14 protein-coding genes are annotated in these 12,290 nt (G+C 59.8%); 10 read left to right on the forward strand and 4 right to left on the reverse strand.

The genetic code is table 11. From position 1 onward, the window contains the following. Positions 1 to 47 precede the first annotated feature (47 nt). From GIW48_RS23330 to pqqE, 9 genes are all read left to right on the forward strand, one after another. Positions 48 to 494 (forward strand): Lrp/AsnC family transcriptional regulator, encoded by a 447-nt coding sequence (locus GIW48_RS23330; protein WP_058420501.1) that lies wholly within the window; start codon positions 48 to 50, stop codon positions 492 to 494. Between the two features lie 166 nt (positions 495 to 660). Then, positions 661 to 2,343, forward strand: coding sequence for a flavin monoamine oxidase family protein (locus tag GIW48_RS23335; RefSeq protein ID WP_065929487.1), 1,683 nt, complete (start codon positions 661 to 663; stop codon positions 2,341 to 2,343). Between the two features lie 10 nt (positions 2,344 to 2,353). Beyond that, a complete protein-coding gene (locus GIW48_RS23340) occupies positions 2,354 to 3,148 on the forward strand; it encodes a carbon-nitrogen hydrolase family protein (RefSeq protein WP_236460413.1) in 795 nt (264 codons plus the stop codon). Positions 3,149 to 3,196: 48 nt separating this feature from the next. Then, positions 3,197 to 5,554: a pyrroloquinoline quinone biosynthesis protein PqqF gene (pqqF, locus tag GIW48_RS23345; RefSeq protein ID WP_236460412.1), complete on the forward strand. Its 2,358-nt coding sequence runs from the start codon at positions 3,197 to 3,199 to the stop codon at positions 5,552 to 5,554. A gap of 158 nt (positions 5,555 to 5,712) precedes the next feature. Next, entirely contained in the window at positions 5,713 to 5,787 is a 75-nt protein-coding gene (gene pqqA, locus GIW48_RS23350) for a pyrroloquinoline quinone precursor peptide PqqA (RefSeq protein ID WP_003194766.1), read from the forward strand. A gap of 71 nt (positions 5,788 to 5,858) precedes the next feature. Further along, positions 5,859 to 6,770 (forward strand): pyrroloquinoline quinone biosynthesis protein PqqB, encoded by a 912-nt coding sequence (pqqB, locus tag GIW48_RS23355; protein WP_058420504.1) that lies wholly within the window; start codon positions 5,859 to 5,861, stop codon positions 6,768 to 6,770. An 11-nt stretch (positions 6,771 to 6,781) separates the two neighbouring features. Then, positions 6,782 to 7,534: a pyrroloquinoline-quinone synthase PqqC gene (gene pqqC, locus GIW48_RS23360; RefSeq protein ID WP_122735992.1), complete on the forward strand. Its 753-nt coding sequence runs from the start codon at positions 6,782 to 6,784 to the stop codon at positions 7,532 to 7,534. After that, positions 7,531 to 7,806 carry a pyrroloquinoline quinone biosynthesis peptide chaperone PqqD gene (pqqD, locus tag GIW48_RS23365; protein WP_017138041.1) on the forward strand — a complete coding sequence of 92 codons (276 nt, stop codon included), beginning with the start codon at positions 7,531 to 7,533 and terminating at the stop codon, positions 7,804 to 7,806. The genes pqqC and pqqD overlap by 4 nt, the downstream gene beginning before the upstream one ends. Beyond that, positions 7,799 to 8,929, forward strand: coding sequence for a pyrroloquinoline quinone biosynthesis protein PqqE (gene pqqE, locus GIW48_RS23370; protein ID WP_017138040.1), 1,131 nt, complete (start codon positions 7,799 to 7,801; stop codon positions 8,927 to 8,929). The genes pqqD and pqqE overlap by 8 nt, the downstream gene beginning before the upstream one ends. A 5-nt stretch (positions 8,930 to 8,934) precedes the next feature. Here pqqE and GIW48_RS23375 read toward each other — a convergent pair whose 3' ends face one another. The 4 genes from GIW48_RS23375 to GIW48_RS23390 all read right to left on the reverse strand — a co-directional run bounded on the left by GIW48_RS23375 (position 8,935) and on the right by GIW48_RS23390 (position 11,012). Next, positions 8,935 to 9,093 carry a YqaE/Pmp3 family membrane protein gene (locus tag GIW48_RS23375; RefSeq protein WP_003194776.1) on the reverse strand — a complete coding sequence of 53 codons (159 nt, stop codon included), beginning with the start codon at positions 9,091 to 9,093 and terminating at the stop codon, positions 8,935 to 8,937. A gap of 94 nt (positions 9,094 to 9,187) precedes the next feature. Then, positions 9,188 to 9,508: a helix-turn-helix domain-containing protein gene (locus GIW48_RS23380; protein WP_017138039.1), complete on the reverse strand. Its 321-nt coding sequence runs from the start codon at positions 9,506 to 9,508 to the stop codon at positions 9,188 to 9,190. Then, the gene (locus tag GIW48_RS23385) at positions 9,492 to 9,647 is read right to left on the reverse strand and encodes a hypothetical protein (RefSeq protein WP_157786506.1); all 156 of its coding nucleotides are present in this window, start codon (positions 9,645 to 9,647) and stop codon (positions 9,492 to 9,494) included. Before GIW48_RS23385 ends, GIW48_RS23380 begins: the two co-directional genes overlap by 17 nt. Before the next feature lie 105 nt (positions 9,648 to 9,752). Next, a complete protein-coding gene (locus GIW48_RS23390) occupies positions 9,753 to 11,012 on the reverse strand; it encodes an aspartate aminotransferase family protein (RefSeq protein ID WP_017138038.1) in 1,260 nt (419 codons plus the stop codon). 209 nt (positions 11,013 to 11,221) lie between these two features. Here GIW48_RS23390 and GIW48_RS23395 point away from each other — a divergent pair, with 209 nt between their 5' ends. Further along, complete coding sequence (locus GIW48_RS23395) at positions 11,222 to 12,121, forward strand: LysR family transcriptional regulator (protein ID WP_017138036.1); 900 nt, start codon at positions 11,222 to 11,224, stop codon at positions 12,119 to 12,121. Positions 12,122 to 12,290 lie beyond the last annotated feature (169 nt).

The raw sequence follows: 12,290 nt of genomic DNA on the forward strand, positions 1-12,290 counted from the left end.
CTCACGCGTGGCGCCTCGTCGGCAGCGTCCGATGGGTATGAGAGACAGTGCCCGCCCTCGACGAAATCGATCGCCAACTGATCGCCGCCTTGCAGATTAACGCCCGCGAAAGCGTGGCCATGCTTGCCCGGCAGTTGGGCATTGCGCGCACCACGGTGACCTCGCGCCTGGCGCGCCTGGAGAAAACCCAGGTGATCACCGGTTATGGCGTGCGCCTCGGGCAGCGTGTGGTCGACGGGGGTTTGCAGGCGTATGTCGGCATCACCGTTCAAGCGCGCTCGGGCAAGGAAGTGCTGCGCCGGTTGAGCGCCATGGCGCAGGTGCAGCAATTGTGTGCGGTGAGTGGCGAGTTTGATTACGTGGCCTGGCTGCGCACTGATTCGCCGGAACAGCTGGACCAGTTGCTGGACCAGATCGGCAGCGTCGAGGGCGTGGAAAAAACCACCACGTCGATCATCCTCAGTAACAAATTGGACCGTGGTCAGCCAGTTTGACCAGCCACTTCGTCATTCTGACTAAAAACAATTCAATCCGACGACACATTGCGTCTTAATAACGAACGCTACGCTCCCTAAACTGGCTGCCATCTTTTCCTATACTCAACGGGCCGAATCCCGCGAGTCGTCAGTAAGGTCAGCCATGAGCATTCCGTCCAGCACCATCAGCAAGACCAATCGCCATCCCGCCGACGGTAAAAAACCTATCACCATCTTTGGCCCGGATTTTCCGTTTGCCTTTGATGACTGGATCGAACACCCGGCTGGCCTGGGCAGTATTCCCGCCGCCAATCATGGCGCGGAAGTGGCGATTGTGGGAGCCGGGATCGCAGGGCTGGTGGCGGCTTACGAGCTGATGAAGCTGGGCCTCAAGCCGGTGGTATACGAGGCCTCGAAGATGGGCGGGCGTTTGCGCTCCCAGGCCTTTGAAGGCGCCGAAGGCATCATCGCCGAGCTGGGCGGCATGCGTTTTCCGGTGTCGTCCACCGCGTTCTACCACTATGTGGACAAGCTGGGCCTGGAGACCAAACCCTTTCCCAACCCGCTGACACCGGCTTCCGGCAGCACAGTGGTCGACCTCGAAGGCCAGACCCACTACGCACAAAAACTCTCGGACCTGCCGGTGCTGTTCCAGGAAGTTGCCGATGCCTGGGCGGATGCGCTGGAGGCCGGCTCGCAGTTCGGTGATATCCAGCAAGCTATTCGCGACCGTGACGTGCCGCGCCTCAAGGCGCTGTGGAACAAGCTGGTACCGCTGTGGGATGACCGCACCTTCTATGACTTCGTCGCCACTTCCAAGGCGTTCGCCAAGCTGTCGTTCGCGCACCGCGAAGTGTTTGGCCAGGTGGGTTTCGGCACGGGTGGCTGGGACTCGGATTTCCCCAACTCGATGCTGGAAATCTTCCGCGTGGTGATGACCAACTGCGACGATCACCAACACTTGGTGGTTGGCGGCGTAGCGCAAGTGCCCATGGGCATCTGGCGCCATGTGCCGGAGCGTTGCGCGCATTGGCCTGCCGGCACCAGCCTCAGCTCCTTGCATCGCGGCGCGCCACGGGCAGGGGTAAAACGCATTGCCCACGCTGCCGATGGCCGCTTTGCGGTGACCGACAACTACGGTGACACCCGTGAATATGCCGCCGTGCTGACTACCTGCCAAAGCTGGCTGCTGACCACCCAGATTGAATGCGACGAAACCCTGTTTTCGCAAAAAATGTGGATGGCCCTGGACCGCACGCGCTACATGCAATCGTCCAAGACCTTCGTGATGGTCGACCGCCCGTTCTGGAAAGACAAGGACCCGGAGACCGGCCGCGACCTGATGAGCATGACCCTCACCGATCGCCTCACCCGTGGCACCTATCTGTTCGACAACGGTGACGACAAGCCAGGCGTGATTTGCCTGTCGTACTCGTGGATGAGCGACGCGCTGAAAATGCTCCCGCAACCCATCGACAAGCGCGTGAAACTGGCGCTCGACGCGCTGAAAAAGATCTACCCGAAAGTCGATATCAAGGCGCGCATCATCGGCGACCCGATCACCGTGTCCTGGGAAGCCGACCCGCATTTCCTCGGCGCCTTCAAAGGCGCGTTGCCCGGCCACTATCGCTACAACCAGCGCATGTATGCGCACTTTATGCAGAAGGACATGCCCGCCGAACAGCGTGGGATTTTTATCGCCGGTGACGACGTATCCTGGACGCCTGCTTGGGTCGAGGGCGCGGTGCAAACCTCGCTGAATGCGGTATGGGGCATCATGACCCACTTCGGCGGCAGCACTCACCCCGAAAACCCGGGCCCAGGTGATGTCTTTGACGAAATCGGCCCGATCGCCCTGGCCGATTAAGGAGTTGAGCATGCGTGTCGCCCTGTACCAATGCCCACCGCTGCCGCTGGATGTGGCCGGCAACCTCAAGCGCCTGCATCAATTGGCGCATGAGGCGACCGGTGCCGACGTGCTGGTGCTGCCGGAGATGTTCCTCAGCGGCTACAACATTGGCGCGGAAGCGGTGGGCGCACTCGCCGAAGCCCAGGATGGGCCGTCGGCTCAGGCGATTGCCGAGCTGGCCAAAAGCGCCGGCCTGGCCATTCTCTACGGTTACCCGGAGCGGGCTGAGGACGGGCAGATCTACAACGCCGTGCAGATGATCGATGCCCACGGCCAGCGCCTGTGCAACTACCGCAAGACTCATCTGTTTGGCGACCTGGACCACTCGATGTTCAGCGCCGGGGAAGATGATTTCCCGCTGGTGGAGCTTAACGGCTGGAAGCTCGGGTTTTTGATCTGCTACGACCTGGAGTTCCCGGAAAACACCCGACGCCTGGCCCTGGCCGGCGCCGAGGTAATCCTGGTGCCGACGGCCAATATGGTGCCGTTCGACTTTGTTGCCGACGTGACCGTGCGGGCGCGGGCCTTTGAAAACCAGTGCTATGTGGCCTACGCCAACTACTGCGGGCACGAAGGCGAGATTCAGTACTGCGGGCAAAGCAGTATTGCTGCGCCCAATGGCCAGCGAATCGCCCAGGCGGGGCTGGATGAATCGTTGATCGTCGGTACGCTGGATCGCCAGTCGATCCTGGATGCCCGCGCTGTCAATCACTACCTGCAAGACCGTCGCCCAGAGCTGTACGGCGCGCTGCACAAGCCCTGAGCCAGACGGTTTGTTAGCATAGGCACATCCTACGTTTCGGAAGTGCCCATGCCCGCGCCGGCCCACCCTCATCACCTTGACTTGACCCTGGCCAACGGCCTGCGGGTTTCCTTGCGCCATGCGCCACGCTTGAAGCGTTGCGCCGCGATGTTGCGCGTGGCCGCCGGCAGCCATGACGTGCCACTCGCGTGGCCGGGCTTGGCGCATTTTCTTGAGCATTTGCTGTTTCTCGGCACTGCGCGTTTTCCCACAAGCGAAGGCTTGATGGCCTACGTGCAGCGCCAGGGTGGGCAGGTCAACGCCAGCACCCGCGAGCGCACCACGGACTTTTTCTTTGAATTGCCGGTGCCAACCTTTGCCGATGGGCTGGAGCGGCTGGCGGATATGCTCACCCATCCGCGCCTGACGATTGAAGACCAACTGCGTGAGCGCGAAGTGCTGCAAGCGGAGTTTGTGGCCTGGTCCCAGGATGCCAAGGCGCAGCAGCAGGTTGCGCTGCTGGAAGGCTTGGCGGCGGACCATCCGCTGCGCGGTTTTCATGCCGGTAATCGGGATAGCCTGCCGGTTGAGCGTGAGGCGTTTCAGCAGGCATTGAAGGAATTCCATACCAGGTTCTATCAGAGCGGGCAGATGACATTAAACCTTGCCGGCCCGCAACCATTGGAAGAACTGCAAGCGTTGGCCCAGCGTTTCAGCGACGAATTGGCCACTGGCCCTCAGCACCCACAGGCTGCGCCGCCTGCGCTGATGCTCGGCCACGCCCAGGGCTTTCAATACATCGCCGATAACCACCTGCACCATGTCATCACCTGTGACGCGCCTCGCCAAGCCCTGGCGTTTCTCTGCACCTGGCTCAATGCTACGGCGCCGGGTGGTTTACTGGCTGAGCTGAAAGCGCGAAAACTGGCCAATGCCATGCAGGCGACCGTGCTTTATGCGTTTGCCGGGCAAGCCGTATTGGATATCGACTTTACCCTCGATACTCAAGACGATTCGGCTACGCAAATCGAAGCGTTGCTGCACGACTGGCTGAGCTTTTTCGCACACAGCGATTGGACACCTTTACGCGAAGAGTTCGCCTTGCTGAACGCTCGCCAGCAACAGACCCAAAGTGCCTTGGCATGGGTGCGAAACGAAAGTGAAGACCTGTCGGAACAGGGCGTCGTCGCACTCAAAAAACTGCTGGATTCACTGCACCTCAAACCGGCCAGACAGGCTTGGCAGTTGCCGCCGAACAACCCATTCCTGCTTCCGCCGGCCAAAGAACAACGCGCCGGGCTGATCCGCGGCCAGACCAGCGCCCATCGTGGTTTGCGCACCTTCGCGCAAGACCGCTCCCGGGGCCGTCGTGAGGTGTCGGCGCTGACATTCAGCCAGGCATTGGCGGATGACACCGATGAAGGCGCGCTGTATCTGCAATGGCAGTTTGATAACGCCGCGCCCGTGGGGTTGGAAAATACATTACAGCCATTGCGCGAGAATGCCCGGCAGGCCGGAGTGGAGTTATCTTTCGAAACGATCGGCAATGATTTCCTGGTGAAAATGGTCGGTCTTCATCAGCCCATGCCGGCTGTTCTGGACGTATTGGCGCAAAGCTTAAGCCTGCCACAAGACGCCGCACCCGCCGCGACACCGATGATCGCCATCCGAGCGTTGCTCAAGGCGCTGCCCGTTTGCTGCACCGACACTCACTCCGGGCCAGCTTCATGGGCGACGGCTCGATGGCATGGGCTCGGCTTTGGATTGCCGGCCGCTTGTGAAGCCGCGATCAAAATCGCCGCAGCGCGGCTGCCTGGGCAGGCGGCAAGCATTGAACACACACTGCCAACCCTCGACGGCCGGAAGCTCTGGCACGCGATAAATACAGACTCCAATGAAGCCGCTTTACTGCTGTTTTGCCCAGCACCGTCGCCAGCCTTGGCCGACGAAGCCGCCTGGCGACTGCTTGGGCATCTGCTGCACGGGCCGTTTTACCAGCGCCTGCGGGTTGATCTGCAAATCGGCTACGCGGTTTTCAGCGGCATCCGACAGGTCAACGGGCAAACCGGGCTGCTGTTTGGTGTGCAGTCTCCCAGCGTTTCACTGAGCGGGATCGTCGATCACCTGCAGACCTTTCTGAAGCAATTACCGTCGTTAATCGACAGCAGCCCAGACCTGGGCAACCAGACCCTGGCGCAGCAATTCAGTGCCCAGCAACTGCCGCTCAACCAAGCCGCCGAACTGCTGTGGCAGGCTTACTTGGCGGGCCATCCGTCGGGTTACCTGGACCTGCTACAACAGTTGATACAAAACCGCACACGCAAGGATCTGCAGCGCGCCGCTCAGCAACTCAACGATGCCTCAGGCGGCTGGCGTTGCGTGGCCAACGGCCCGCGAATCAACGACGCCTGGCAACCGGCAGGCTGATCATTGCCAACCCTGCAACAGGCTTTTTCCGTCAAGACAGCGCTAACTTGAAAAGAATTGCGTAATATTCATACGCAATATCTGAACATCTCCAATAGGAGGTGGACTATATGTATTACTTGGTAGTGAACGTCCCATCCCTTGGTAGGAGTATGAATATGACCTGGTCCAAACCCGCTTACACTGATCTGCGTATCGGTTTCGAAGTCACCATGTACTTCGCCAGCCGTTGATTGGCTGAGTAATACAACGCCTCGGTTCGCCCGGGGCGTTTTTGTTTTGAGCTTTGCGTGATGGAGCAATCATGTTTGTCCAGATTCTAGGTTCCGCCGCCGGCGGTGGCTTCCCGCAGTGGAACTGCAACTGCGTGAACTGCGCAGGCTTTCGCGACGGCAGCCTGCGCGCCCAGGCGCGTACCCAGTCGTCCATCGCGATCTCCGACGATGGCGTGAACTGGGTGCTGTGCAATGCTTCGCCGGATATCCGTGCGCAACTGCAAGGCTTTGCGCCGATGCAACCCGGCCGCGCGCTGCGCGATACCGGCATCAGCGCAATTATCCTGATGGACAGCCAGATCGACCACACCACCGGCCTGTTGAGCTTGCGCGAAGGTTGCCCGCATCAGGTGTGGTGCACTGACATGGTCCATGAAGACCTGAGCACCGGTTTCCCGCTGTTCACCATGTTGACCCACTGGAACGGCGGCCTGGCGTGGAACCGTATCGAGCTGGACGCCAGCTTCACCATCCCGGCCTGCCCGAATCTGCGCTTCACCCCGCTGCCCTTGCGCAGCGCCGCGCCGCCCTACTCGCCGCACCGCTTCGACCCGCACCCAGGCGATAACATCGGCCTGATCGTCGAGGACCTGCGCACTGGCGGTAAATTGTTCTACGCCCCAGGCCTGGGCAAAGTCGACGCGCCGCTGCTGGAAATCATGGCGGGCAGCGACTGCCTGCTGGTGGACGGCACGATGTGGGACGACGATGAAATGCAGCGCCGTGGCGTCGGCACGCGCACCGGCCGCGAGATGGGCCACCTGGCGCAGAGCGGCCCCGGCGGCATGCTCGAAGTACTGGAGCAGCTACCCAAGCAGCGCAAAGTGCTTATCCACATCAACAACACCAACCCGATCCTCGACGAAGACTCCCCCGAGCGCGCCGAGCTGGTGCGGCGCAATGTCGAAGTGGCTTACGACGGCATGAGCATTGAATTGTAGGAGCAGACGAAGTGACTGACACACCGTTGACCACCACCGAATTCGAAGCCGCCCTGCGGGCCAAGGGCGCGTTCTACCATATCCATCACCCGTACCACGTGGCGATGTATGAAGGCCGCGCCACCCGCGAGCAGATTCAGGGCTGGGTCGCCAACCGTTTCTACTATCAGGTGAACATCCCGCTCAAAGACGCTGCGATCCTGGCCAACTGCCCCGACCGTGAGATCCGCCGTGAGTGGATCCAGCGTCTGCTCGACCACGACGGCGCGCCCGGTGAAGACGGCGGTATTGAAGCCTGGCTGCGCCTGGGCCAGGCCGTCGGCCTCGACCCCGACCAGTTACGCTCCCAGGAACTGGTACTGCCCGGCGTACGGTTTGCGGTGGATGCCTATGTCAACTTTGCCCGCCGCGCCAGCTGGCAGGAAGCTGCCAGCAGCTCGCTGACCGAACTGTTTGCGCCGCAGATCCACCAGTCGCGCCTCGACAGCTGGCCGCAGCACTATCCGTGGATCGACCCGGCCGGTTATGAGTATTTCCGCACCCGCCTGGGCCAGGCGCGTCGCGACGTAGAGCATGGTTTGGCGATCACGCTGCAGCACTACACCACACGCGAAGGCCAGGAACGCATGCTGGAAATTCTGCAGTTCAAACTCGACATTCTGTGGAGCATGCTGGATGCCATGAGCATGGCCTACGAACTCAAACGCCCGCCGTATCACAGCGTGACCGAACAGCGGGTCTGGCATAAAGGGATCACCCTATGAGCTTTGATCGCAGCAGAACACCGACCTGGCGCCAGGGCTATCGCTACCAGTACGAGCCAGCGCAAAAAGGCCACGTGTTGCTCTACCCCGAAGGCATGATCAAGCTCAACGACAGCGCCGCCTTGATCGGCGGGCTGATCGACGGCGAGCGCGACGTGGCCGCCATCATCGCCGAGCTGGATAAACAATTCCCGGGCGTGCCTGAACTCGGTCAAGACATCGAGGATTTCATGGAGGTCGCCCGTGCTGAGCACTGGATCGAACTTGCCTGAAAAGCCACCGATCGGCCTGCCACTGTGGCTGCTCGCCGAGCTGACTTATCGCTGCCCGTTGCAGTGCCCGTATTGCTCCAACCCGCTGGATTTTGCCGAGCAGGGTAAAGAGCTGAGCACTGAGCAGTGGATCAAGGTGTTTCGCGAAGCGCGGGAAATGGGCGCCGCGCAACTGGGGTTTTCCGGCGGTGAACCGCTGGTGCGCCAGGACCTTGCCGAACTGATCGCCGAGGCGCGCAAGCTGGGTTTCTACACTAACCTGATCACCTCGGGCATCGGTCTCACCGAGCAGAAGATCAGCGACTTCAAGAAGGCTGGCCTGGACCACATCCAGATCAGCTTCCAGGCCAGCGATGAACAGGTGAACAACCTGCTCGCCGGCTCGAAAAAAGCCTTCGCGCAAAAGCTGGAAATGGCCCGCGCGGTGAAGGCCCACGGCTATCCGATGGTGCTGAATTTCGTTACCCATCGGCACAATATCGACAAGATCGACCGCATTATCGAACTGTGCATCGCACTGGAGGCAGATTTCGTCGAGCTTGCCACCTGCCAGTTCTACGGCTGGGCGCAACTCAACCGTGTGGGCTTGCTGCCGACCCAGGAACAACTGGTACGCGCCGAACGCATCACCAACGAATACCGCGCCAAGCTCGAAGCCGAAGGCCACCCGTGCAAGCTGATATTCGTGACACCGGATTACTACGAGGAACGCCCGAAAGCCTGCATGAACGGCTGGGGCAGCATCTTTCTGACAGTGACGCCGGACGGCACCGCCCTGCCTTGCCACGGCGCCCGACAGATGCCGGTGCAATTTCCCAATGTGCGCGACCACAGCATGCAGCACATCTGGTACGACTCGTTTGGCTTCAACCGCTTTCGCGGCTACGACTGGATGCCCGAGCCGTGCCGTTCATGCGATGAAAAGGAAAAGGACTTCGGCGGCTGCCGTTGCCAGGCGTTCATGCTCACGGGCGATGCGAGCAATGCCGACCCGGTGTGCAGCAAGTCCGAGCAGCACGGCATCATCCTCAAGGCGCGGGAAGAAGCCGAGCATGCCACCCAGACCATCGAGCAGTTGGCCTTTCGCAACGAGCGCAATTCACGGCTCATCGCAAAAGGCTGACGGCCTCAGCGCTTGGCGATGATGTACACCGCGTGGATGATACCGGGGAAGTAACCGCACAGGGTCAGCAGGATGTTCAGCCAGAACGCGCCGCCGAAACCCACTTGCAGGAACACACCCAATGGCGGCAGCAGGATAGCGATGATGATACGAATGATGTCCATGGGTAAGCTCCAAAAAATCGGCTCGTGTGAGCCGTGTAGCTAATCGACCTTGGGCGTTCGTGAGGGTTCAGTGGGATCTGGCATTGGGCCATCTTCAGGCCAGAATCTCCAGGCCGTGTTTCTGTACGATGCTCAGTAACTTGAGCGCCATGCCGCTGGGTTGTTTTTCGCCGGACTCCCACTTTTTCACGGTGGAGGCGCTGGTGTTGAGGTAGCGAGCGAAAACGGGCTGACTGACATGACTGCTTTCACGCAGCTGCTTGATCTGCTCGGCCGGAATTTGTTCAGGGACGGCCGATAAGCACGCTTCGTCATATTCTCGGAGGGTGGTTTTGCTGATTGCTCCAATTGAATGAAGTGCTACGGCAGATTTATGAATCGACTCCAGCGCTTCACTTTCATATTTTTTGATCATGATGAATCTCCACAAACTCCCTTAAATCCAGTAATTGCTGGACTTGTGTGTCGTTTAAGCTTTCATAAGTTTTTGCCATCGCCCGAAACCAAATCAAATCTTTTTGACTGATAAAGCCATTGTTTTCACGGATGCTCAATCAACGTTTTCAATCCAAAAATTTCACGAACAAAAAAACGCCCCCAGCCAAAAGAATCAGGCTGGAGGCGCCGCGTATGCCGCGAGACGGTTCAGGAATAAGAGGTTAAACGGCGATGCCCTTGCGACATTGCAGTTGGGCGGTACGCACGCGGGAGAACGCGCGCGCCAGGCGCAGGAGCATTTCGTCGATGTGGCTTTTGCTGATGTTCAAGGCTGGAGTAAAACGCAAACAGTCGGGTTTCGGCGCGGTCAGGAGCAAGTGTTCGTGCAATGCAGCCTTTACCACCGCATCCGCAGAATCATCTGACAGCGTCAGGCCCCACAGGAGTCCGTTGCCGCGTAGTTGCCCATGGCCGTATCGATAGGCCAGCCGGGCAAGGCCTTCTCCCAGGTACAGGCCGGATTCGCGTACCTGTTCAAGAAAACCGCTTTCCAACACGACGTCGAGTACGGCTGTACCGGCAGACGCCATCAAAGCATTGCCGTGATGCGTCCCCTCCAGTTCCCCCGCTTCGAAACAACAAGCCTTGCCGCGCGCCAGCAACGCCGCCAACGGCACACCGCCGCCCAAGCCTTTGCCGAGGGTGATGATGTCGGCACGCACGCCGTACTGTTGTTCAGCCAGCAGGCTGCCGCAACGGCCAATGCCGGTTTGCACTTCATCGAGGATCAGCAGGATCCCCAGTTCGCGGCACAGGCGCTCGACGCCCTTCAAATAGTGCTCGGTAGCGGGAATGACGCCAGCTTCACCCTGGATCGGCTCCAACATGATGGCAACTGTTTGGGCATCGACGGCTGCATGCAGCGCCGGCAAATCGTTGAAGGGCACATGGCTGAAGCCCGATAGTTGCGGCTCAAAACGGTTGCCGCCAGCATTAGCCGAGGCTGCCAATGCCGCAAAGCTTCGACCATGACAACCGCTGCTGGCGCTGATGATGTGATAGGCACCACCGCGATGCAGCTGACCCCATTTACGCGCCAGTTTGATCGCGGCTTCACAGGCTTCCGAGCCGCTGTTGAGCAGGTAACCCTGGTCGCTGCCGGTGTGATCGCACAGCCGATCGACGAGGTTCAGTTGGGCGCGGTTGTGCAGGCCGTTGCCAGGGTTGATCAGCATATGAGTCTGATCGGCCAGGGCTTTGATCAATACCTGCGGGCTATGACCGAGGCTGTTGGCGGCGCTGCCCTGGCTGAAATCCAGATAGGCGCGCTCGTCGCTGTCCCAGAGCCAGGAGCCCTGGCCACGCACAAACACCTGCGCGGGCCTTGCCACAGTCGGCATCAGGGATTTACTGAAGCCGTCATGGCGCGCGTTCACGATCAAATCGTCCAGGCTCGGCGCAGGGCGACGAAACAGATTCACAGCTCACCCCCAATAGCAACCGGGCCTTGGTCGACGCCCCGTACAAACACACCCTTGAGGTTTTTTGCCTTGCCTATGTAAATGCTATCAACATAAACGCTGTTCATTGCCCGATCCGGCCCTGTAAGCCCTGCGAATAGGCGCTAGACTAGGCGTCCGAGGGGCCATCGGCCATTTCGATTTTCCAGCTTTTTCGATAAGTATGTCTTATGGATTTCAAGCAACTGCGTTATTTCGTCGCGGTGTATGAGGAAGGCCACGTGGGCCGTGCCGCCGAGCGTTTGTCGATCTCGCAACCGGCCTTGTCGCAACAGATTCGCCAGCTGGAGCAGAACCTGGATGTCAGCCTGTTCGAGCGCAGCAGCAAGCGCCTGTTGCCGACACTGGCGGCACACACCTTGTACAACCACGCCTTGCCGCTGATCGACGGCATGCAGCAAGCCGTCGAGGCCTTGCGCAACTTCAAGGGCCAGGCGATGCGCACCTTGGCCATTGGCGTGCTGCAAACCGTGCACACCAGCCTGGTCCCGCAGATGCTCGAGCGCGTGCGCAAAGCCCAACCGCATCTGGTGGTGCAGATCTATGAGTTGACCGGGATTGAAATTGAGCGGCGTTTGCTCAACGGTTCGCTGGATATCGGCATCAGCTACTTGCCTCCCCGTCAGCCGGGGTTAACCGGCGTGTTGCTGTACGAAGATGAACTGAAGGTCGTCATCCCCGAAGACCACCCATTGCGGGAATTCAAGAAAGTCTCGCTGAAACAGGCGGCGGAGTTGCCGATGCTGCTGTTGGGGGAAGAGTTTCAGGTGCGCCAGATCTGGCAAGGCCAGTTATCCAATTTAGGACGACGGCCACAAGTGCAGGCGGAGTTGAATACGATGGCAGGGATTCTCGATAGCCTGCCTCATACCCAGCTCGCCACCGTATTGCCGGGGCGCTCCCAGGATGAACACAACAGCAAGGCACTGCTGTGGAAGCCCTTGAGTGAACCCAGGGTGCCGCTGAAAGTGGGGTTGGTGTGCCGCGATGTGCAGCGCCAACAAGCGACGGTGGCGTTATTGCGCACCCTGCTCGAAGACGTAATGAATGCCCCACAGGCAGGCGCCTGACTTTTTCGCGGGCAAAAGAAAACCCCGCCGAAGCGGGGCTTTGCAGACTGTTTCCCTGACATCCATTTCACTCCGCCATCCTGGCAGAATCCTACGTGTCCGTGTTGTTGCTTTGCGCTTCCTGCGCGACGTCCATGTGAAGTAGATTATCCGTGGATCCAATTTGGCG

The organism is Pseudomonas sp. PA-6-3C, from assembly GCF_021605825.1.
Classification (GTDB): Bacteria; Pseudomonadota; Gammaproteobacteria; order Pseudomonadales; family Pseudomonadaceae; genus Aquipseudomonas; species Aquipseudomonas edaphica.

What these genes read in the sequence shown, in the direction of transcription:
- GIW48_RS23380 (WP_017138039.1), bottom strand. Translation starts at nt 9,508, where the DNA reads ATGATCAAAAAATATGAAAGTGAAGCGCTGGAGTCGATTCATAAATCT.
- pqqB (WP_058420504.1), top strand. Translation starts at nt 5,859, where the DNA reads ATGTTTGTCCAGATTCTAGGTTCCGCCGCCGGCGGTGGCTTCCCGCAG.
- GIW48_RS23375 (WP_003194776.1), bottom strand. Translation starts at nt 9,093, where the DNA reads ATGGACATCATTCGTATCATCATCGCTATCCTGCTGCCGCCATTGGGT.
- GIW48_RS23395 (WP_017138036.1), top strand. Translation starts at nt 11,222, where the DNA reads ATGGATTTCAAGCAACTGCGTTATTTCGTCGCGGTGTATGAGGAAGGC.
- GIW48_RS23340 (WP_236460413.1), top strand. Translation starts at nt 2,354, where the DNA reads ATGCGTGTCGCCCTGTACCAATGCCCACCGCTGCCGCTGGATGTGGCC.
- pqqF (WP_236460412.1), top strand. Translation starts at nt 3,197, where the DNA reads ATGCCCGCGCCGGCCCACCCTCATCACCTTGACTTGACCCTGGCCAAC.
- pqqD (WP_017138041.1), top strand. Translation starts at nt 7,531, where the DNA reads ATGAGCTTTGATCGCAGCAGAACACCGACCTGGCGCCAGGGCTATCGC.